Annotated in this window: 25 protein-coding genes and 1 riboswitch; of the genes, 2 read left to right on the top strand and 23 right to left on the bottom strand. The window is 58.8% G+C overall.

The window, feature by feature from the left end; genetic code table 11:
• Window positions 1-57: 57 nt before the first annotated feature.
• The 18 genes from JQM68_RS10580 to JQM68_RS10495 all read right to left on the bottom strand — a co-directional run bounded on the left by JQM68_RS10580 (window position 58) and on the right by JQM68_RS10495 (window position 14,875).
• A complete protein-coding gene (locus JQM68_RS10580; protein ID WP_235222973.1) occupies window positions 58-264 on the bottom strand; it encodes a DUF1858 domain-containing protein in 207 nt (68 codons plus the stop codon).
• A gap of 161 nt (window positions 265-425) precedes the next feature.
• The gene (locus tag JQM68_RS10575; protein WP_204803277.1) at window positions 426-707 is read right to left on the bottom strand and encodes a zinc-ribbon domain containing protein; all 282 of its coding nucleotides are present in this window, start codon (window positions 705-707) and stop codon (window positions 426-428) included.
• A gap of 38 nt (window positions 708-745) precedes the next feature.
• Window positions 746-1,387: a sigma-70 family RNA polymerase sigma factor gene (locus JQM68_RS10570; protein ID WP_235222972.1), complete on the bottom strand. Its 642-nt coding sequence runs from the start codon at window positions 1,385-1,387 to the stop codon at window positions 746-748.
• Window positions 1,388-1,543: 156 nt separating this feature from the next.
• The gene (gene ruvB, locus JQM68_RS10565) at window positions 1,544-2,605 is read right to left on the bottom strand and encodes a Holliday junction branch migration DNA helicase RuvB (RefSeq protein WP_235222971.1); all 1,062 of its coding nucleotides are present in this window, start codon (window positions 2,603-2,605) and stop codon (window positions 1,544-1,546) included.
• A 50-nt stretch (window positions 2,606-2,655) separates the two neighbouring features.
• Window positions 2,656-3,039 (bottom strand): hypothetical protein, encoded by a 384-nt coding sequence (locus JQM68_RS10560; RefSeq protein ID WP_235222970.1) that lies wholly within the window; start codon window positions 3,037-3,039, stop codon window positions 2,656-2,658.
• Window positions 3,040-3,041: 2 nt separating this feature from the next.
• A complete protein-coding gene (ruvA, locus tag JQM68_RS10555; RefSeq protein WP_235222969.1) occupies window positions 3,042-3,647 on the bottom strand; it encodes a Holliday junction branch migration protein RuvA in 606 nt (201 codons plus the stop codon).
• A 10-nt stretch (window positions 3,648-3,657) separates the two neighbouring features.
• On the bottom strand, window positions 3,658-4,167 hold the full coding sequence (gene ruvC / locus JQM68_RS10550; RefSeq protein WP_235222968.1) for a crossover junction endodeoxyribonuclease RuvC: 510 nt from the start codon (window positions 4,165-4,167) through the stop codon (window positions 3,658-3,660).
• A gap of 120 nt (window positions 4,168-4,287) precedes the next feature.
• Window positions 4,288-5,682 (bottom strand): DUF4179 domain-containing protein, encoded by a 1,395-nt coding sequence (locus tag JQM68_RS10545; protein ID WP_235222967.1) that lies wholly within the window; start codon window positions 5,680-5,682, stop codon window positions 4,288-4,290.
• A complete protein-coding gene (locus JQM68_RS10540; protein WP_235222966.1) occupies window positions 5,679-6,152 on the bottom strand; it encodes a sigma-70 family RNA polymerase sigma factor in 474 nt (157 codons plus the stop codon). Before JQM68_RS10540 ends, JQM68_RS10545 begins: the two co-directional genes overlap by 4 nt.
• Window positions 6,153-6,400: 248 nt before the next feature.
• Window positions 6,401-7,309, bottom strand: a complete 909-nt coding sequence (gene xerD, locus JQM68_RS10535) for a site-specific tyrosine recombinase XerD (RefSeq protein WP_235222965.1) — start codon at window positions 7,307-7,309, stop codon at window positions 6,401-6,403.
• 5 nt (window positions 7,310-7,314) lie between these two features.
• Complete coding sequence (locus JQM68_RS10530; protein WP_235222964.1) at window positions 7,315-7,944, bottom strand: hypothetical protein; 630 nt, start codon at window positions 7,942-7,944, stop codon at window positions 7,315-7,317.
• A gap of 369 nt (window positions 7,945-8,313) precedes the next feature.
• Window positions 8,314-8,709 (bottom strand): hypothetical protein, encoded by a 396-nt coding sequence (locus JQM68_RS10525; RefSeq protein ID WP_235222963.1) that lies wholly within the window; start codon window positions 8,707-8,709, stop codon window positions 8,314-8,316.
• Window positions 8,710-8,780: 71 nt separating this feature from the next.
• Entirely contained in the window at window positions 8,781-9,170 is a 390-nt protein-coding gene (yajC, locus tag JQM68_RS10520) for a preprotein translocase subunit YajC (RefSeq protein ID WP_235222962.1), read from the bottom strand.
• A 100-nt stretch (window positions 9,171-9,270) separates the two neighbouring features.
• On the bottom strand, window positions 9,271-10,404 hold the full coding sequence (gene tgt / locus JQM68_RS10515; RefSeq protein WP_235222961.1) for a tRNA guanosine(34) transglycosylase Tgt: 1,134 nt from the start codon (window positions 10,402-10,404) through the stop codon (window positions 9,271-9,273).
• Window positions 10,397-10,681, bottom strand: a complete 285-nt coding sequence (locus JQM68_RS10510) for a TfoX/Sxy family protein (protein ID WP_235222960.1) — start codon at window positions 10,679-10,681, stop codon at window positions 10,397-10,399. Before JQM68_RS10510 ends, tgt begins: the two co-directional genes overlap by 8 nt.
• A gap of 97 nt (window positions 10,682-10,778) precedes the next feature.
• Complete coding sequence (locus JQM68_RS10505; protein WP_235222959.1) at window positions 10,779-11,663, bottom strand: cation diffusion facilitator family transporter; 885 nt, start codon at window positions 11,661-11,663, stop codon at window positions 10,779-10,781.
• 239 nt (window positions 11,664-11,902) lie between these two features.
• Window positions 11,903-11,995: riboswitch (NiCo riboswitch) on the bottom strand.
• Window positions 11,996-12,167: 172 nt separating this feature from the next.
• Window positions 12,168-13,193, bottom strand: coding sequence for a tRNA preQ1(34) S-adenosylmethionine ribosyltransferase-isomerase QueA (gene queA / locus JQM68_RS10500; protein WP_235222958.1), 1,026 nt, complete (start codon window positions 13,191-13,193; stop codon window positions 12,168-12,170).
• A gap of 14 nt (window positions 13,194-13,207) precedes the next feature.
• Window positions 13,208-14,875: a SpoIID/LytB domain-containing protein gene (locus JQM68_RS10495; RefSeq protein WP_235222957.1), complete on the bottom strand. Its 1,668-nt coding sequence runs from the start codon at window positions 14,873-14,875 to the stop codon at window positions 13,208-13,210.
• Between the two features lie 214 nt (window positions 14,876-15,089).
• On the opposite strand from JQM68_RS10495, the gene asd reads away from it, so the two are divergent.
• Window positions 15,090-16,181 carry an aspartate-semialdehyde dehydrogenase gene (gene asd / locus JQM68_RS10490; RefSeq protein ID WP_235222956.1) on the top strand — a complete coding sequence of 364 codons (1,092 nt, stop codon included), beginning with the start codon at window positions 15,090-15,092 and terminating at the stop codon, window positions 16,179-16,181.
• 163 nt (window positions 16,182-16,344) lie between these two features.
• The gene (dapA, locus tag JQM68_RS10485; protein WP_235222955.1) at window positions 16,345-17,235 is read left to right on the top strand and encodes a 4-hydroxy-tetrahydrodipicolinate synthase; all 891 of its coding nucleotides are present in this window, start codon (window positions 16,345-16,347) and stop codon (window positions 17,233-17,235) included.
• A 191-nt stretch (window positions 17,236-17,426) separates the two neighbouring features.
• Here the strand turns inward: dapA and JQM68_RS10480 are convergent, their stop codons facing one another.
• From JQM68_RS10480 to rpmE, 5 genes are all read right to left on the bottom strand, one after another.
• Window positions 17,427-18,065: a YigZ family protein gene (locus JQM68_RS10480; protein WP_235222954.1), complete on the bottom strand. Its 639-nt coding sequence runs from the start codon at window positions 18,063-18,065 to the stop codon at window positions 17,427-17,429.
• Window positions 18,040-18,591, bottom strand: a complete 552-nt coding sequence (locus JQM68_RS10475) for a GNAT family N-acetyltransferase (RefSeq protein WP_235222953.1) — start codon at window positions 18,589-18,591, stop codon at window positions 18,040-18,042. Before JQM68_RS10475 ends, JQM68_RS10480 begins: the two co-directional genes overlap by 26 nt.
• 17 nt (window positions 18,592-18,608) lie before the next feature.
• Window positions 18,609-19,877, bottom strand: a complete 1,269-nt coding sequence (hflX, locus tag JQM68_RS10470; protein WP_235222984.1) for a GTPase HflX — start codon at window positions 19,875-19,877, stop codon at window positions 18,609-18,611.
• A gap of 17 nt (window positions 19,878-19,894) precedes the next feature.
• Window positions 19,895-20,401: a flavin reductase family protein gene (locus tag JQM68_RS10465; RefSeq protein WP_235222952.1), complete on the bottom strand. Its 507-nt coding sequence runs from the start codon at window positions 20,399-20,401 to the stop codon at window positions 19,895-19,897.
• Window positions 20,402-20,503: 102 nt separating this feature from the next.
• A complete protein-coding gene (rpmE, locus tag JQM68_RS10460; RefSeq protein WP_021748737.1) occupies window positions 20,504-20,707 on the bottom strand; it encodes a 50S ribosomal protein L31 in 204 nt (67 codons plus the stop codon).
• Between the last annotated feature and the right edge of the window lie 209 nt (window positions 20,708-20,916).

The raw sequence follows: 20,916 nt of genomic DNA, 5'->3' as shown, positions 1-20,916 counted from the left end.
TCCTCCCGCAGGCGGTGTAAGGACGCATACGGGCTTTCCCGTATGCGTCCTCTTGGTTTACTGAGCTTTGTTAGCCTCTTCGTTCACCAGAGCCAGCAGCTTCTCCACGTCCACGCCGTGGACCATGCAGGCCTCCTCCACGGTCTCGCCGCGGGAAGAGGGGCAGCCCAGGCAGTGCATGCCGATGGACAGGAAGATGGGAGCGGTCTGGGGAGCGATGTCCAGAATGTCACCGATGATGGTGTCTTTCGTAATGTTGATCATAGGGTCTGTTCCTCCAATCAAAAATTCACGGTGGTATTATACGCTATCCCGCGGACAAATTCAATAGAGAATCCAAGAAAATACCGTGGGAATGGCATAGAAAAAGCGGCGCCCGGTCGGACGCCGCTTCCTGTGCAAGAGACAAAAGCTGAATCGTTTTGTTATCTCTGCTGCTCGCGCATCTTGGCGAAGCACTCGCTGCAGTAAACAGGACGGTCAGACTTAGGCTCAAAGGGAACTCTGGCCTCGCCGCCGCAGGCAGCGCAGACAGCGGTGAAGTACTCGCGGGGACCGCGGGCAGCGTTCTTGCGGGCGTCACGGCAGGCCTTGCAGCGCTGGGGCTCGTTCTGGAAGCCGCGCTCAGCATAGAACTCCTGCTCACCAGCGGTGAACACGAACTCCTTGCCGCACTCTTTGCACACTAAAGTCTTGTCTTCGTACATGATTTTACCCTCTCTTTGAAAAGAAAAATATATTGCGTTCAGCTGTCGCTGAGATCGCCGGAAAGTAGGTGCTGTGCCACCTTGCGCCGGATGCGCTGCACAGCGTTGTCCACGGACTTTGGGGGCTTGCCGACAGTGTCGGCGATCTCCCTGCAGGAAAGGCCGTCTAAATAGTACCCCAAAATCTTCGCTTCAAATTCGGACAACTGTTTCCGGACAGCGGCTAAGAGGGCTGCTGTGTGCTCCCTGTCGATCAGGAAATCTTCGGGATCGCGCTGCGCCAAGCTACTGGTACCAGAGGTGTAGGAATTGCTGTCAAAGTCAGGAGTATCGAGAGAAATCGACTGGTTCAAAGCCCTGTGCTTATCCCGCGCCGAGGCACGGAGGACGGAGTACAGCCGATTGCGGATACAAATTTCGGCAAAGGTCCGGAAGGTCGCCGCCTTGTCGGGGGAAAATTCCCGAACCGCCTTGATGAGTGCCACCATGCCCTCCTGGATCAGGTCCTCGCTGTCTCCTCCCGCCAGAAAAAACGGGCGGGCGCAAGTGCGGACCAAACGGGTATACCGGGTGACCAGAGTTTCCTCCGCCACACGGTCTCCGGCAGCGGCCATGGAGCACAGTGTCTCGTCCGGCAACTCCGCCAAGGTCGGTGATAAGTTCTCATCCAAATTGTACATATCGTATTATACCTGTCTACCAGATGAAATGTCAAGCAAATTATCAAATCTGCCCGGAATTTTTCGGAAAAATCGGGGTTTTTTATGCTATCCTCACCAAAAGAGAAGCATCCGCCTCCGATTTCCACAGGAAATCCCCGGCCTTGTAATTGGAAATCAAAGCGTGAGCTGATCCATCACGTTCTCCGCTGCAGCACCACCGGGGATACTTCTGTGGAGGTGCTGGTAAGCCTTCTGGGTGACGCACCGGCCCCGGGGCGTCCGGGTCAGGAAGCCCAGCTGCATGAGGTACGGCTCGTAGACGTCCTCCAGGGTGACGGACTCCTCGCCAATGGTGGCCGCCAGCGTCTCCAGGCCCACGGGGCCGCCGTTGTAGTTGTCGATGATGGCCCCCAGCATCCGGCGGTCCACCGGGTCCAGGCCCAGATAGTCGATCTCCAGGGCGCACAGGGCCTCGTCCGCCACATCCTTGCGGATAACGCCGTCGGCCTTTACCTGGGCGAAATCCCGGACACGGCGGAGCATCCGGTTGGCGATGCGGGGCGTGCCCCGGCTCCGGCGGGCGATCTCGTAGGCGCCCTCTGGGACGATGTCCACGTTCAGGATGCCGGCGCTTCGGGTGACGATCTTCGCCAGCTCCTCCGGGGTGTACAGCTCCAGCCGCAGCGTCACGCCGAAGCGGTCCCGCAGGGGCGCGGAGAGCTGGCCCGCCCGGGTGGTAGCGCCGATGAGGGTGAACTTGGGCAGGTCAAGGCGGATGGAGTTGGCGCTGGGGCCCTTGCCCACGATGATGTCCAGGGCGTAGTCCTCCATGGCGGGATAGAGGATCTCCTCCACGGAGCGGTTCAGCCGGTGGATCTCATCCACAAACAGGATGTCGCCCTCGTTGAGGTTGGTCAGCAGCGCCGCCAGGTCGCCGGGCTTTTCGATGGCGGGGCCGGAGGTAATGCGGATGCCCGCTCCCATCTCCTGGGCGATGATACCCGCCAGAGTGGTCTTGCCCAGGCCCGGAGGCCCGTGGAGCAGCACATGGTCCAGAGCCTCCTCCCGCTTGCGGGCGGCCTCGATGAAGATCGCAAGGTTCTCCTTGGCCTTCTCCTGGCCGATATACTCCTTTAAGGTCTTCGGGCGCAGAGACCCCTCCTGGGCGTCCTCCTGGAGGAAGGTCTTGGCCACGATGGGCTCCTCATAAATGTCATTTCCAAAGTCAATGCTCAAAATATCACTTCCCTTTCAGGGAATTTCTTTTCATCAATACGCGGCAGCCTTCACACCGCCAGTGCTGACGCAAATATCAGAATTCCGGCCAGCACCCCAAGAATAAAAAAGCCGGTAAACATACAGATGCGGTTCCACGCGTGTTCCTTTTGCTTCTTTTCTTCCTGTGACAGAAAGGCATCATTTCCGAAGCTTTTGTACGCTTTATAAGCGCTGATCGCCGGGATCAAAAACAGATAGCTCAACGGGAATAATAAAACCCCAATGATCTCCTGTACGTCACCCGTAAGACTCACCATTGGAAATACCATCAGAACAGCTCCGACAGACAGAAGCCCAAACATCCATTGCAGTCCTTCTGCGTTCTGCTTGCCCATAAAGAAAAAGGCGGACGCAAATATGAGGATGAATCCGAGAATGGAGAATCCGATCACGCTTATTTCACCATCTTCTTCAGGCTCTGGCGGATGATATCCTCCAGAGGCAGATTTTCCACATCCACGCCCTTGAGGGCCATGGACACCTCCTGGCTGGAATAGCCCAGCACCGCCAGGGCCTGGGCGGCCTCCGTGGCCTTGTTGGTGAACAGCGCCGGGGCGGGCGCGCCCTTTCCGCCGGAAAAATCCAGCCCTCCGGCCGTTTCCCGCGCCATCTTATCCTTCAATTCCAGAATAATGCGCTGGGCGATCTTCTTGCCGATGCCCGGCGCCGCCGTCAGGGTCTTGGCGTCCTCCGTCACAATGGCCATGGCCAGAGACTCCGGTGTGGCGGCGGACAAGATGGCCAGCGCCGCCTTGGGCCCCACGCCGGAAACACCAAGGAGCAGTTTGAAGCTGTTCAGCTCGTTCTGCGCGGCAAAGCCGTACAGCTCAAAGATGCCCTCCCCCACATTCAGGTAGGTATACAGCTTTCCCCGCTGCCCTTTTTTCAGCGCCGCCAGGGTATTGTTAGTGGTCTTGCAGGCATACCCCACCCCGCCGCAGTCGATGACCGCCAGATTAGGAAGAATTTCAGTGACCGTGCCATCCAGATAATAAAACATAACGCTCTCCTCAAACGGTTTCTTTCACATTTCCGGCTTGCGGGATCCGTGAAGTAAAACTCCTTGCGTGGCACAGGGCCAGAGCCAGTGCGTCCGCCGCATCGTCGGGCCGAGGCACAGATTTCAGCTTCAAAAGCCGCTTTGTCATATCCATCACCTGGCGCTTTTCCGCCTTCCCGTAGCCCGTCACCGCCAGCTTCACCTGAGACGGCGTGTACTCGTACAGCGGGATGCCGCATTTCTCGGCGGCATACAGGATCACGCCCCGGCCGTGGGCTACCGCGATGCCGGTGGTGATGTTGGTGTTGAAAAACAGCTCCTCAATGGAGATCACATCAGGCTTAAGCTGACCGATCAGATCCTCCATGTCGGTGCCGATCTGATACAAGCGCTTACTGAGGGGCAGGCCCGCCGGAGTCGTGATGGCCCCGTAGGTCACCATATGGACTTGTCCCCGGTCCGCCTCCACTAGGCCGAAGCCAATGGTGGCAAAGCCAGGGTCGATGCCTAAAATGCGCATAGGCGCCCCCTTCTCACACATGTAAACGTATTATAGCAAATCCGGGGCCGGAGTGCAACAGCGAAAAAAGAACGAATGTACGAAAAAAGCGCCCGCCGTTCCCAGCGGGCGCTTTCCATATCATTGAATGGGGATGGAGACGGGCATGTCAAATTCGGTCAGTTTGTCAAACAGCGGCTCCAGATACACGGTATCCCCGTGATAATCCTTGAGCGGAAAGCTCTCTGTAAAGAAAACGTCATGTTCTGTCCACTCTCCCGTGACAGGGTCCTTAATACCATAGGTGCTGCCAAACTGCATAATGTCGTGGGCTTCTCCCGCTTCATCTAGGTAAAAACTGCTTTCAAAAAGGCTGTACATGCGGTGCTCCGCCTCGACAGGCGCCGCAAAGGACACCAGCCAGCCGCCGGAGCGCTCCTCCGCGCCAAGGAAACGGATGCCCTCCGGCAGGTTTTCGGCGGTCCCCTTCCGCAGGTCCAGCCGTGTCATAGGCGCCGATTTTTCCCGCCATTTGGCCCGGGTGATGCAAAGGGTCAGATACTCCCCCTGACTGAAAAACGGGCTGTCCAGCCAGAAGGTGCCTGTGCCCTCTCCGTCCGGGTCTCCCGTCGCGGAGATGCCGTTGGTGCTGGCGTAAAACCGCTCCCCGTGCTCGTTTTCCAGGTACAGCTCCAGGCCCTTCAGCCAGGCGGTGTTGGCGGGGTCATCCTCCAGCTTTACCCGCAGGTGGGTGGGATACAGTTCCACCTCCGCCAGCGTCATGGTCTGGCCATCTAGGGTGAACGTGGTATTCACAGGGATGACCTCCCCCTGTGCCGTGTAATAGGGGTCAAAGGTCAGGGTGAACGTGAACTCCGCCAGATAGTTCGGAGTCCGGTCCGACGTGTCGAAATCCGTATCCGCATCGCTCTCCAACGGTTCTTCCCGCTCCGGTTCGTTTGCCCGGACGGACAGGGTCAGGTCCAGCGTGTCCGGCACATCCCGGTCGATAAAGTCCGCCCGGATGGCCCGGAGCTCCCCGTTGGGGGTGCCGTAGGAGCCGCTGCCCCACGAACAGCCGCCCCGGTCATCACCCGGCAGGGTGAACCGGCTATCAGCCTCCAGCTGCCCGTATTCTTTGGACTCCAGCGTATAGAAGATGTTCAGCTGCTTCCGGTCTACGATGAGATATTCCACCGACACCGTGATACCGTCCTTTGTCTGGCTCTGTCCGATAGGCTGGACATACTCATTTTCCACGGCGGCAGAGAGGGACGGCGACCAGGAGACCACTTTTGCCAGCTCCCGCAGCACCGGGATGTTCCCGCATGCCCGGGCAAAGGGCACGGACAAGTTCACCAGCAGTACAAAGCATACAAAACAGGCGGCGAGGCTGCTGCAGGATATGCCGAAGGCCCGGCGTTTTTTCTGAAAAGTATTTCTCCTTTTCAGTGCTTTTCCCACAGTGGTTTCCAGCTCTTCCGGGGTCTGTTCCAACTCCGCCAGCAGCGCCGCGTATTCCTCGTTGCGGTTCATGGTCTCTCCTCCTCTCCCAGCTCCAGCCGCAGCAGTTCCAGCGCCCGGCGCTGCCGGGTCGCAACAGTGCCCTGCGGGATGTCCAGCGCGGCGGCGGTCTCCGTCTGGGTGTATCCGGCGAAAAAGCGCAGAATGATCACGGCTCTCAGCTCCTCCGGCAGACAGCAAATCGCCTCTTTCAGCGGAAGAGCGTCATAAGCATCCGGTCCAGCGGAGTCAGGCAGCGGGGCGTCCCCTCCAAACCGCTTCCGGCGGCGCAGCTCTTTATGGCACTCGTTGATGAGGATGCGGGTGAGCCATGTCTCGAAATACTCCGGCTCCCGCAGTTTTTTCAGCGCCCGCAAGGCCCGGTACACCGCTTCATCCACCGTCTCCAGGGCATCGGCCTCGCTGCCCAGGTACAGGTACGCGGTGCGGTACAGCCGCTGCCGGACGCTTTCCACCCGGGCTGCAAATTCCGTTTTGTCCATGGCTGCCCCCTCCTTCCTGCCTATTAGAGTCCCGGGCGGCGGTTTTTGTTTTCGGGAGAAGAAAATTTCTGCAAAAAATCAGCACGGCGCAAAAAAAGTCCCGGCCAGGGCGTGTACCTGGACGGGACACCACTGCCCCTGGCCAACTGTGGCCAGGACCGCCTTTGCCGTGCAAAGGCGAGGGGGTTCAGCGGAGGCGGGCTCTGCCCGCCGAAGCGTCTAAGGGGGACGCTTGTCCCCCTTGGAATTTAGGCTCTGGGATGGGCTTTTTGATACACATCTTTCAGCTGCCGCTTCACCACGTGGGTATAGATCTGGGTGGACGAAATATCCGCATGGCCCAACATCTCCTGAATGGAGCGCAGATCCGCGCCGTTTTCCAGCAGGTGGACCGCGAAGGAATGGCGAAGGGTATGGGGCGTAATGTCTTTTTCGATGCCCGCCTTCTCCTGATAGTGCTTGATGATCTTCCAGAAGCCCTGACGGCTCATGCGCTCACCGTTCATGTTGACAAAAAGCGCTGTCTCGTCACTATCGGCGATCAGCTGCGGGCGCACATTGCGCACATAATCGTTCAAAGCCTTGATAGCGGTCTGGTACAGCGGGATGATACGCTCCTTGCCCCGGCTGGAACAGCGGATGAAGCCGGCGGCCAGGTTCAGATCCTCCAGATCCAGGGAGATCAGCTCGCTGACACGGATACCCGTGGCATACAGCAGCTCCAGCATGGCATGGTCCCGGAAGCCCTTGGCATCCACGCACTGGGGCTGTTCCAGAAACTGCTCCACTTCCTTGCTGGTCAAAATCTCCGGGTATTTCCGCTCCACCTTGGCGGCGGCAATGCCCTTGGCGGGATTGGCGGCTATATCCCCCTGTGACAGCAGGAACTGATAAAAGGATTTGATGGAGGCCAGGAACCGCGTCACAGAGGCGGCGGACTTCCCCCGTCCCATCATCCAGTTCATATAGCCCTGCACCATTTCACTGGTCGCTTCCCGCAGAGAAGCATCCTCGTAATTCCGAAGATACTCGGCGAACTGGCTCACATCCCGCAGATAGGAGCTGATGGTGTTCTGGGAGGCGTGCTTTTCCTCCTTCAGATACGCACCGTAGCGCTCAATATCGTCTTTTTCCAGAGGATACCCCTCCCTCCACAAAACATTTAAAGAAACAACCGCTCCAACAGCAGCCGCAAGAGCCGCTGTCCCCAGAGCAGATCCACACACAGTCCAATTGCCAATATCCCCGCGCAGACCGCCAGCCGGCGCCAATGCTCACGGCCGTAGGTCACAGCCGCGGCCCGCCGTCCCCTCCCAAAGGACAGGCTGGCCAGCGCGCCGGAAGTCCCCAGAGCAGGGACAGCCAGAAGAAAGTAGCACGGCAGCGTCACCGCGCACCGCAATCCGAACACCGCCAGAGCCAGCAGCACGCCGTCCGATCCAAAGGTCGCCGTAAAGCAGCTGACGGAAAAGGACAGGAAAAAGCCAAAGGCCGTCGAGGTAAGCGGAAGCAGCACCACGCCGACCGACGCGAAGCCCAGCAGAAAGGCCAGCAGCGGATAACGCGCATACAGCACCAGCGCTGCCCACAGGTCGCCGGAGGTGAGCCCTCCGTTCTCAAGCGCCAGATAACCCTCCAAATACCGGCGCAGCTCCTGACCGGTCGCATCCGGCACCCGCCCCGCCAAAACCTGTCCCAGACAGACGCCGCCGAAAAAGAAGGCCGCCAGGAACAACAGGCGCGGCAGGAAGGAGGGCTGTCCTACGCCTTGATTCTGCCTTTTCCACTTCAAACCGCCTCACCTCAGTGCATCCTATGAGGCGAAACAGCGGTTTATGACCGCAGGTTAACGTAAACCTAGTACTTATTAAATATAGTTCAATTTTCCATATTTATCAAGGAATTTACCTGAAAAAGAAGTTTTTCGTGATTTATCACAAAATGTTATGTAAACATTATTATGTTAACCTTATAAACCGGGGTGAGCAAGGGGCCGGTCCTCCTTCCGCAAAGTCCACATTTGGGGGAAAGCGGAAGCCAGGCAATCTATATCTGCCGTCTGCTTCCCCATCGCCGTCAAATGACCAGCACACAGGAAAAACCGCCGCAAAAACGGCGGTCTTTTCAAAATTTGTATAATTTCACAAGGCTGGCTTTTTTATCATTTCCGCCTCCCCTTCCGCCGGCGGCCCCGTCTGCTGCCGGACAGAAGCCCCGCCAGCACGCCTCCGGCCAGGGCGCAAGCCAGCAGGATCCCTCCGTGTCCCATCCAGGCAATGCCCTGCCAGCAGGTGGCGCCCACCGCCAGAAGCACACCGGAAAAGCAGGCTGCCGCAGCCAGTGCTCCGGGCATTGGCGGCATGGCCAGACCCACCAAAAGCCCTCCGCACAGGGCTGACAACACGCACAATACCGCCAGCACCGGGAACGCGGTGCCCTCGGGGATAGTGTCCCGAACGACCAGCAGAGCCAGCAGAGCCGTCCCGCCCAAGTACAACACCAGCGCAGCCGAAACGCCCCGCAGGATGCCCGACGCCGCCTTCCCTCCTTTTGCCATAAAAAGACCTCCCTTGCACTGCTCGTTACTTGAGCATATTCCAAGGGAGGTCTTATTTATGACTGTCAGTCTTACTTTTCTTCCGCCTCAGACGCCTCAGCAGTCTCAGCGGTCTCGGCGATTTCAGCGGGCTCCTCGGTGGGGGCCTCTTCTTCCTTCTTCTCACTCTTCTTGGGCTGGTCGGGCTGCTCGCCGGTCTGGACGCCCACGGAGGACACAGCCCACTTGGTCAGCTCCATGCGGACCCGGTCTTCGCTGGTCTCAATAATAATGGTATCCTTGTTCACCTGGACGATCTTGCCCACGATGCCGCCAATGCTGGTGATGACGTCGCCCTTCTTCAGGCTGTCGCGCATCTCCTGTGCCTTCTTCTTGCGCTTGTTTTCGGGGCGGATCATCAGGAAGTACATGATCGCGAACATCAGCACGATCATAACAATCATAGAGGTACTTTCATTCATGTCCAAAAACTCCTTTTCCTTCGTGATTCTTCTTCGCGAATTTATAAATATACAACGACAACATTATAGCAGAGTTCAGCGGTTTTGCAAGTCCTTTCTTTTATACCCGCTCCTCCAGCCGTCCGCTGTACCGTTCCCGGAACTGCCGGAAAGTACCCTCATCGATGGCCTGACGAATATGCGCCATCAAATCGTTGTAAAAATACAGGTTGTGGAGCACCGCCAGCCGCAGGGCCAGCACCTCGTCCGCCTTGAAGAGGTGGCGCAGATAAGCCCGTGAGAAGCTCCGGCACACCGGACACCCGCAGCTTTCGCTGATGGGCCGGTCATCAGTCTGGTACTTCTCATTCATGATGTTGACCGTCCCTTCCCAGGTGAAGAGCTTGCCATGGCGTCCGTTGCGGGAGGGCATCACGCAGTCAAAAAAGTCCACGCCCCGGCTGACGGCCTCGATGATGTTGCTGGGGGTGCCAACGCCCATGAGATACCGGGGCTTGTCCTGGGGCATATAGGGCTCTACCACGTCAATCATCTCATACATGACCTCGGCGGGTTCGCCCACAGCCAGGCCGCCGATGGCGAAGCCGTCGCAGTCGATCCCGGCGATCTGCTGCATATGCCAGGCCCGCAGGTCCGCAAACGTGGCGCCCTGGTTGATGCCGAACAGCATCTGCTTCGGGTTCACGGTATCCGGCAGACTGTTCAGCCGGTCATGCTCCGCCTTGCACCGCTCCAGCCAGCGCAGGGTCCGCTCACAGCTGGCTTTGGCGTACTCATACCGCGCGGGGTTCTCCACGCACTCGTCAAAGGCCATGGCGATGTCGCTGCCAAGGTTGGACTGGATCTGCATGGACTCCTCCGGGCCCATGAAAATTTTATGGCCGTCGATATGGGAGGAGAAATAGACCCCCTCCTCCTTGATCTTCCGCAGGGAGGCCAGGGAGAACACCTGAAATCCGCCGGAGTCCGTCAGAATGGGGCCGTCCCAGTCCATAAACTTGTGGAGGCCCCCCATCTGCCGCACGATCTTATCGCCGGGGCGCAGGTGCAGGTGGTAGGTGTTGCTGAGCTCGATCTGGCACCCCACCTCTTTCAGGTCATGGGCGGAGACGCCGCCCTTGATGGCGGCCTGGGTGCCCACGTTCATAAAGACAGGGGTCTGAACGGTGCCGCCGTGGGCGCAGGAAAATTCACCGCGCCGAGCGCGGCCGTCGGTCTTTAAAACTTTAAACATCGTTTTTCTCGTTTCTTTTGGATTTGGTATGTTGGTCAAAAAAGGCTTTCAGTTCGGCTCTCCGCTCCGGGGGCAGCTCCTTCTTCGGGATTCCCGCCTCCGCGCCCGCCAGGGCGGTAAGCTGGTGGAAGCAGGCGCCGCGGTCCACCTGGGTACGGATGCGGAGCCAGGCTTCGCAGGCGCCCGCAGAGCGCAGTTCCTCCGCTGTGGTGATACCTATCCGGCGCAGATTGTCCGCTAAAACAGGGCCGATATTGGGAAGCTCTGTCAGTTCCATGCCGCACCTCCGATTTTCTGCTGTTTTTCATTATAGTACACCCTCTCCACCGGCGCAAGACGAAAAAAGGCCGCCGCGTTAAAGCGGCGGCCTTTCATCAGGCGGTGGTTTCCGCCGGATTCACATGTACCATGCAGTGCTTCACCTGCGGGAACTGGCATTCCAAGGCGTCGTGGACCGCCTGGGCGGTAGCGTGGGTCACTTTCAGCGGCAGGTCGCCGTCGGCCTGGATCTCCACATCCACATACACCCGGTCGCCGAACAGCCGGGTATTCAGGGTATCCAGGCCCAATACGCCGGGCTGGGCCAGAATAGCGTCCGCCATCTCCTTTTCCAAGGCAGGCGGGCAGGCGCGGTCGGTCATTTTGCCGAGTGCGTCGGACAGAATGTCCCAAGCGGCTTTCAGGATAAAAAGGCAGATGACCACGCTGGCAACAGGGTCCAGGGCGGGAAATCCCAACCGGGCGCCCAGGATGCCCGCGAAGCTTCCCACGGAGGATAGGGCGTCGGAGCGGTGGTGCCACGCCTCCGCCTTCAGCGCGCTGGAGTTGATTTTTTTCGCCGCCAGCCAGGTGTACCAAAACATGGCCTCCTTCACCACGATGGAGACCACTGCGGCGATCAGAGCCAATGTGCCCGGTACCACCAAAGCCTCGCCACCGGTGATCTTCCGGATGCCGCTCCAGCCGATGCCAAGGCCCGTAGCGCCCAGGATAATGGCCAGGATCAGGGCCGCCACGCACTCTAACCGCTCATGGCCGTAGGGATGGTTCCGGTCGGCGTCCCGGCCCGCCAGCTTCACGCCCAGTATGACGATGAGGGTCGCCAGTACATCCGACGCCGAGTGGACGGCATCGGAGATCATGGCGCCGGAACGGGCCAGAAAACCCGCCAGGAATTTGAAGCCCGCCAGGGCCAGGTTGATGACGATGGTGATTGTGGAAACGCTGACTGCTACCTTTTCATGCTGTTTTGGATCCATAAGTTACCTCCCGAAATCTTGTTGGCAGATAGCTCTATGGCACTTCATCGGTGACATCCTGTCCCGCAAAAAAGGTGCAAAACTTCATGCATAGAAAGGTATACCGATCAACAGTGGAAAGCCCTGTTGTGCATGAAGATTTTGTGCGTCATTTCCGGTTGCCCCGCAAGGGGCGAGGAAATGGCTCATCATCATTTTTCGCTATACATAGCAAAAAAACACACCCGCGGCACAGGTCGCACTGTCCCGCAGATGTGTTTCATTCATCCGCTGCCGTCATAGACGGCCCGACGCACGGGCTCCCGGCCCGCCGTCTGCTCAGTTTGTACTGTTGTCCGGCGCTTTTTCAGAAAAAGCGTGATGCAGTGCAAAGAGGGTTATCCATACCTTAGCATATGCAAATAGGCCTGTCAAGTTGTTTCGCAAACGTTTGTTTTACCTAACTCTGAAATTTTTTATAAACAAACGCCCCAGGCCGTCAGGTCCAGGGCGTTCGGAACCTTTTTATGAAATGAACATCGCGTCGCCGAAGGAGAAGAACCGGTATTTCTCCTCCACCGCCTTCCGGTAGGCCGCCAGAACGTGCTCCCGGCCCGCGAAGGCGGACACCAGCATGATCAGCGTGCTCTCCGGCAGGTGGAAGTTGGTCACCAAACCATCCATGACCTTGAACTTGTAGCCGGGATAGATATAGATATTCGTCCATCCGGCCTTCGGTTCCATATGGCCGTCCTCCGCCGCCCAGGATTCCAGCGTCCGGCAGGAAGTGGTCCCCACGCAAATGCACCGCCCGCCGTTCGCCTTGGTACGGTTAATAAGGTCCGCCGTCTCCTGTGAGATCACGCAGTATTCGCTGTGCATCTCGTGGTCGGTGATCTCCTCCTCCTTCACGGGCCGGAAGGTACCCAGGCCCACATGGAGGGTCACATAGCCGATGCCGACGCCTTTTGCCGCGATCTTCTCCAGCAGCTCCGGCGTAAAGTGCAGACCCGCCGTAGGAGCCGCCGCGCTGCCCAGGACCTTTGAGTAGACCGTCTGATACCGCTCCTGATCCTGCAGCTCCTCCTTGATATAGGGCGGCAGAGGCATTTTTCCCAGGTGCTCCAGCACCTCCAGGAAGATGCCCTCGTAGTCGAAGCGGACCAGGCGGTTGCCGCCCTCCACCTCGCCCACGACCTCGGCCGTCAGCTCGCCGTTGCCGAAGCTCAGCTTCGCCCCGGTGCGCATTTTCCGGCCGGGCCGCACCAGGCACTCCCAGGTCTTCTCCCCCCGGTCGATGAGCAGCAGCACCTCGCAGGCGCCGCCGCCCGGCAGCCGCTGGCCCAGCAGACGGGCGGGCAGCACCCGGGAGTCGTTCAAAATCAGGCAGTCGCCGGGATTCAGGAACTCCGGCAGCTCATAGAAGTGATGATGCGCCGTTTCCCCCGTCATCCGGTCCAGCGTCATCAGGCGGGAGGAATCCCGCTTGTCCAGGGGCGTCTGGGCGATCAGCTCCTGGGGAAGGTCATAGTAAAAATCACTGGTTTTCATGGTACTCCTTGTTCTCACCCAATGGTGATGTCCGTATAATAGAATTCGAGGATCTCCTCGTAGTCATAACCGGCCTCCGCCATAGCCTTGGCTCCGTACTGGCTCATGCCCACATTGTGTCCGTTTCCGGTGCCGGTAATGGTAAAGGTACCGTTGTTGGAGGAGGTGGGTTTGACGTTTCCGCCGCCCGATGTTGTTACTTCCGAAACACCGGAGGACGTGATCACGCTGGCGCTCCCGCCATCCAGCTTGGAGACCTTTCCGCTGCCGGAAATGACGGAAATGCCGTCCAGCCCGTCAAGCGTCGTGCTTCCGTTGACCACCACACTGCCGGAGGCGCCGGACGGTCCGCCGCCGTTGATGGAAAAACGCATGCTGTTCACCGACTTTTGGTAGGTACTGCTGTAAAAAATGGTGCGGCAGGTATCGCCGCTGACCGTCACAGTATTCCGGCTCCCCTCAAAGGTCAATTTCTTCACGTTGCCCATGGGGGTGTACTCGGAGACATACACGTTCTTCACCGTGCCGATGGTATAGCCCTTCTGCTCCAGGATCCAGGTCAGCTCCGAAGCCGTGTACGTCACGGTATAGCTGTAATTGGGAATGCTGATCTGACTCTCGAAGGGGTCTTCCTTCCCTTTCAGATAGCCCTTGTCCGTGCCCCAGACATTGGCCGCGTCCTCGGTTGCCCCGCCGTCGGAGGAATGATACACAGCGTCCTGCACCAGGTCGCCGTAATAATACAGCCGCTCGCCCTCGGTCTCCTCCACCGCCGCGTCACTTCGCTCCGTCGCATAGACCGCGCCGCTGCCCTGGCCGTAATAGACCTGACAGTCGGTGGTATTGCACACATCAAAGCCATAGGCCGCCTGGTGCTTGCTGGTCCGGCAGGCATAGGTTCGGGCGCAGACCGCCTGGGCCTTCAGCGCCTCCATGGGCCAGTTCCCGTTCATCTCGTAGGGGATGACACCCTTTACATAGGATTCCAGGTCCAGCACGTTATACACATGCAAATTGCCGCCGGTGATCCGTGGATACTCAAACGCGCCGCTGTACTTATAGCCCTTGAACCAGGTGGAGGTCTCCTCCTTCTTCCCCTCCGGCTGCACCGCCAGATCCAAAATGCCGCCGCAGTCGAACTCGAACAGCACATGGGCGGTGCGGGTCACCGTCACCATCACGCCGGTGGAGGAAGAGCATTCCGCATAGCCCTCGCCCAGCTGATAGGCGGCTTCTTCCGCCTCGGCCCGGGAGCCATAACAGCCTACACGAACCACGTATTCCCAATTCACCCAGGCGGGATATCCGCCGTATTCCTCAGCGGCATCCAGCGCGTCCTCGTAGTCCCCGAAGCCGTCGATCTGAACATGCCAGGGGCCCAGATATTCCCCGCCGCCGTCAGACGAATATGTACCGCTGCCGCTCATATAAATATCACCGGCGGCGGTCATGGAGATAGCGGTCTCGTCCGTCCAGCCTAATGATTCAAAGCAGAGGCCGTCATCGAAATATCCAAACTCGAATCCCCGGCCCAGAGCGTTTTCCAAATTCGCGGAAAACATGGCGGTAGAGCCGTACCGCAGACCTACGACGACAGTATCATCCGACACAGCGGACGCGGAAACCGCGCCAAAGGCGAAAAATGTCACAACGAAAAACAGCATCAGCAGCTTCTTTTTCATGGAACCTCCCAATAGCAGCCACCTTGACGGCGGGCAGAAAGCATGGTATTATACAACAAGCATACAAATGTCCGCGCCGCAAGAACAGGGCACAGGTTTTCATTCAGAATTGCTATCTGTTTAATTATAGTACAATTTCCGGGCGCATTCAACAGAAATCGGCGGAAACTCCTTTACTTTTCGCTTCCGCCTATCACAGCAGGAGGAGATCATCATGAAACAGTACAAAGTCGGCATCATCGGAGGCACGGGCATGGTGGGCCAGCGCTTCATTACCCTGATGGAAAACCACCCCTGGTTCCAGCTCACCGCCATCGCCGCCAGCGCCCGCAGCGCCGGAAAGACCTACGAGGAAGCCGTGGAGGGCCGCTGGGCGCTGGACATTCCCTGCCCCGAGGAGGCCAAGAAGATCGTGGTGCTGGACGCCGAGGCCGACGCCGCTAAGATGTCGGAGCTGGTGGACTTCTGCTTCTGCGCCGTGGATATGAAGAAGGAAGAGATCCGGGCGCTGGAGGAAAAGTACGCCAAGCTGGAATGCCCCATCGTCTCCAACAACTCCGCCAACCGCTGGACCGACGATGTCCCCATGGTGGTGCCCGAGATCAACGCCGACCACATTGCCATCATTGAGGCCCAGCGCAAGCGTCTGGGTACCAAGCGGGGCTTCATCGCCGTCAAGAGCAACTGCTCTCTCCAGAGCTACGTCCCCGCCCTGCACCCCCTGCGGAAGTACGGTCTGGAGCAGGCTCTGGTCTGCACCTATCAGGCTATCTCCGGCGCGGGCAAAACCTTCCAGCGCTGGCCCGAGATGGTGGATAACTGCATCCCCTACATCGGTGGCGAGGAGGAAAAGAGCGAGCAGGAGCCTCTGAAGCTGTGGGGCCATATCGAGGGCGACAAGATCGTCAAGGCCGAAGGCCCCTCCATCACTGCCCAGTGCTTCCGGGTGGCCTGTCAGGACGGCCACATGGCCGCCGTGTTCATGAAGTTCAAGGACGGCCAGAAGCCCTCCATCGAGCAGATCAAGGCCGACTGGGCTGCCTTCCGGGGCCCTGCCCAGGAGCTGGAGCTGCCCTCCGCCCCTAAGCAGTTCCTCCACTATTTTGAGGAGGAAAACCGTCCCCAGACCCGTCTGGACAGAAACCTGGAGCACGGCATGGCGGTGTCCATCGGCCGCCTGCGGCCTGACACCCAGTACGACTACAAGTTCGTCTGCCTGAGCCACAACACCCTCCGGGGCGCTGCCGGCGGCGCGGTGCTGCTGGCCGAGCTGCTGTGCAAGAAGGGGTACATCCAGCCTAAGTAAATTTCAGCGTACAAGAGCGGCTGTCCATCGGACAGCCGCTTTTTTTATTCCTTAAACAGGACAGGTTTTGCATGGTTTTTCGCACATTTTCGGATGATATTGCATAAAATTATCCTGTACAATCGTGTCAACGCAAAATTACGGACTGTATAGGAGGTACGGTATGCGAAAGCCCCTTTTCACCGGCTCCGGCGTAGCCATCGTCACGCCCTTCACCAAGGACGCCGTGGACCTGGACGCCTTCGGGCGGCTCCTTGACTTCCAGCTGGCAAACGGCACGGACGCGGTCATCGTCTGCGGCACCACCGGGGAGGCCAGCACTATGACCTACGGAGAGCGGATGCGGACCATCGAATACTGCGTGGAGCGGGTGGGCGGCCGGGTGCCGGTCATCGCCGGCAGCGGCTCCAACGCCACCCCCAACGCCATTGCCCTGGGCCGGGACGCGGTGCGGGCCGGGGCCGACGGATTGCTGGTGGTGACCCCCTTCTACAACAAGGCCACCCAGTCCGGACTTGTGAAGCACTACACCGCCATTGCCGACGCCGCCACAAAGCCCATTATCCTCTACGACGTGCCCTCCCGCACCGGCGTCACCATCGCGCCGGAGACTTACGCGGAGCTTGCCAAGCACCCCAACATCAACGGCGTCAAGGAGGCCGGGGGCAATTTCAGCAATATCCAGAAAACCCGGAACCTGTGTCCCGATGATTTCTCCATCTGGTCGGGCAACGACGACGAGACCGCACCCATCTGCCTGCTGGGTGGCCAGGGCGTCATCTCCGTGGCGGCCAACGTGGTGCCGGACCGGATGCACCAGCTGGTGCGGCTGTGCCTTGCGGGCGACTTTGCCGCTGCCGGGAAATTACAGCTTGATTTGAAGGAGCTGTGCGACGCGCTGTTCTGCGAGGTAAACCCCATCCCAGTCAAAACGGCGCTGGAGATGATGGGCATGTGCGGCGGTGCCCTCCGTCTGCCTCTGTGCGAGCCCAGTGAGGAGCACCGGGAGCGGATCCGAAAAACGCTGGTACGCTACGGTTTGCTGGATACATAGAACACAACCACCGGCTGCGCCGGTGGTTGTCACTTTGCGGGCGTAGCCCTATGCTCCTCGCTCACGCGTCAAACACGTAAGCAATTTACTCCCTTCCGCTCACATCATTCCCGTAATCTCTTCCCTACTGCCGCTCTTTGTAAAACACTTTTCGCCGATATTTCGGGCAAATACTACAACAGAGCCGCTGTTCATTTTGCCTTCTCTCTCGGGCCGGGCAGGAACTCCTCTCCCACCGCCGTCATCTGAAGGCTGCCGGCGGACAGCTCCGTCAGCTTTTTTCCAAAAGCTGACGCGTTCTCCTGTAAAAACGCCGCCCGCAGGGTGATGTCCGCGCCATAGGCTGTGTCCCGGATGACGCCGCCGGCGGCAGCAATGTCCAGCTTCACCCGCTCCAGCAGCGGATATGTACAGGGCACGTCCCACACGGTCCACAGACTCATACGGGCAATGCCCGCCGCGTCCAGCGCGTCTTTTGCGCCTTTCGTGTAAGCCCTGGTCAGGCCGCCCGCCCCCAGCAGGACGCCGCCGAAATACCGGGTCACCACGCAGCAGACGTTGGCGACCTCCTCCCGCTGGAACACATTCAGCATGGGCTGGCCCGCGGTGCCCTGGGGCTCTCCGTCATCGGAGTAGCGGACAATATTCCCCTCTTTTAGAAGATAGCACCAGCAGTTGTGGCGGGCGTCATAGTATTTTTTCTTCATCTCCTCAATGCGGGCCCGGGCCTCGGCCTCGGTCTCCACCCGCCAGAGGTGGCTGATGAACCGGGAGCGCTTCTCCGTAAATTCGCTCTCGGCATCCTCAAACGGCACCAGATACTCGCTCACGCCACCCCTCCTTTGTCAGTAAGTAAAAATAACTCTGCCGGGTTTCTCCTACCAGTTTTACGAACTCCGTCCTGGAAAACTGATAGCGGAAGCCGCATTTCTCCATGACCCGCTTCGACCGCCAGTTTCCGGCGTAATGGCCGCACCAGATACGCTGAAGCCCAAGCTCTGTAAAGCCATATTCCAGTACAGCGTCTACCGCCTCCGGCATCAGTCCCCTGCCCCAAAACGCAGGCGACAGGGCGTATCCGATCTCGTCATCGGGGCAATCCGTGAATTCCCCTGCCGGGTGATTCCCCACAAAGCCCACGGAACCGATCACAGTCCCCGTCTCTTTCACCTCCATGGCAAACACGCCGGGAGCGGAAAAGACGATGCGTATGATCTCCCGGCTTTCCTCCACGCTTTGATGAGGCGGCCAGCCCGCGATGGGTCCCACCCGCGGGTCCCGGGCATAGCTGTATACATCCGCCGCGTCGCTGTCCCGGAAAGGGCGCAGCCGTAGCCGGGCTGTCTCCAAACTCACCGGAAGGTCCTCCCCTCTTATTTCTCGACAAACAATGCCACCTGGCCCAGGGTACGGGGTCCGCAGACCGCCGTCACGTCAATGGTCTCGCTGTATTCCACGCTCTCCACCTTGGCCTCCCGGTACAGCATGTCCAGCAAACCGCCTTTGTCGTAGGGCAGATGCAGCACCACCCGCCGGGTTCCCTTGTCCAGCCGCTTGTCGATCATCTCCAGCAGCTTGTCCACGCCCTCGCCGGTCTTGGCGGAGATGGCACAGATGTCCTCGCCGTGGGGCATGATCTCCCCCGCCGGCATACAGTCGCTCTTGTTGAACACGTTGATGCGGGGCAGGTCTCCGGCCCCCAGCTCCAAAATCAGGTTCTCCACCACCTGGGCCTGCTCCTCCCACTCCGGGTTGGACACGTCGATGACATGGAGCAGCAGGTCGGCGTATTCCAGCTCCTCCAGGGTGGCCTTGAACGCCTCCACCAGCTGATGGGGCAGCTTGCGGATAAAGCCGACGGTGTCGGAGATGACCACGTCCAGGGTATCGCTGACGGTCAGTAAGCGGCTGGTGGTGTCCAGCGTATCGAACAGCCGGTTATTGGCAGGAATACCCGCCCCGGTGAGCTGGTTCAGCAGGGTGGATTTGCCGGCGTTGGTGTAGCCCACGATGGCCACCACCGGAATTTCATTTTTACGGCGCTGCTGACGCTGGGTGCCCCGGACCCGGCGCACGTCCTCCAGGTCCGAGCGCAGCTTGTCGATCTTCTTGTGGATAAGGCGGCGGTCCGTCTCCAGCTGGGTCTCACCGGGGCCCTTGGAGCCGATGGCTCCCTGGCCGCTGCCACCCTGCCGTTCCAGATGAGTCCACATACCCGTCAGCCGGGGCAGCAGGTACTTATACTGGGCCAGCTCCACCTGGAGCCGGCCTTCCTTTGTCTTGGCCCGCTGGGCGAAAATGTCCAGGATCAGGCCGCAGCGGTCCAGCACCTGGACGCCCAGCATATCCGTCAGCACCCGCTGCTGAGAGGGCGACAGGTCGTTATCGAAGATGACCATAGTGGCCCCCGTGTTCTCACAGCAGAGCTTCACCTCCCCAGCCTTGCCCTCGCCGATAAAGGTCCGGGGATCCGGCGTGGCCCGGTTCTGCAGTATCATGCCCTCCGTCTCGCCTCCGGCGGTCTCCACCAGGGCGGACAGCTCCTCCATAGTGGCTTCGTCGGCGTTTTCCTCTTTTTTCAGCACCGGGGAATTCAGGCCCACCAGCACCACTTTGTCACGAATTTCTTCCGTTTCCCGCATCAATTGTTTGGTTCTCCTTATTTGGTATAAGCTTCCACGACCTCGCCGGTATAGGCGCGGTGCCAGCCGCCTTTGGCGCCGTAATGATGCAAAACACGCTCATCCAGCACGCAGCTCTCATCCAGGTCCTGGGCGTAGAGCTTTCGGCACACCAGCACCCACTCCGCCTCGTCGAAGAAGGGAGCGTCCCCGGCGCCGCGGCGCAGCGTCAGGCCGCATTCCTTGATCTTGTCAATGTCCCGACCGCTCTTTGTGCCGCAGACCTGCGCGGTCTGCCTGTCGCTCAAGGGCAGAACAGACACCGTGAAATAATCGTGGGATTCCATGAATGCATAGGTATAGCGCTCCGGCCGCACGTAGACGGTGCACACCGGGATGCTCCACAGCCGGCCCAGCTGACACCAGCCGATGGTCATGGTGTTGCAGACATCCCGGTCTCCGGCGGTCAGCAGGGCGTTCTGGGTGCCAAAGACCCGGAAGACCTCCGGCGTTAACGTTTTGAAATCCGCAGGATGCAGTTTCATCGCTCATCTCTCCCTTTCCAGCATAGTACCAGTATATGCGTTCTTCCCCAAAAAGTAAATAAAAAAGGGTCTGCCGTGCGGCAGACCCTTTTTGTGATCGTCTTACTTGTCCAGGCCGAACTTCTTGTTGAACTTGGCCACGCGTCCGCCGGTATCCACCAGCTTCTGCTTGCCCGTGAAGAAGGGGTGACACTTAGAGCAGACTTCCACCTTGATATCCTTCTTGGTAGAACCTGTCTCAATCACATTACCGCAGGCGCAAGTAATCGTAGTCTGCTGATAATTGGGATGGATTCCTTCCTTCATTGCTCTCGTTCACCTCTTTCTTATCCAGACTACCTCCGGAAAGCTTTCACCTCACAAAGGCGGTATTTAGTTTAACACAGTCTTTTTTGAAATGCAAGCATTTTTCTTGCTGATTCGCAAATTTTTTCTCTTCCTTCCAAAGAACCCTTTTCCATGCTTTTTCAATTTTTCTCTTTTTTTATTGTCTTTGAAAATGCCCGGTTATATAA

Origin of the sequence: Oscillibacter valericigenes (genome assembly GCF_021531435.1) — a bacterium.
In the GTDB taxonomy this organism is placed as follows: domain Bacteria; phylum Bacillota; class Clostridia; order Oscillospirales; family Oscillospiraceae; genus Oscillibacter; species Oscillibacter valericigenes_B.
This window is presented reverse-complemented; position numbering and strand designations above follow the sequence as displayed.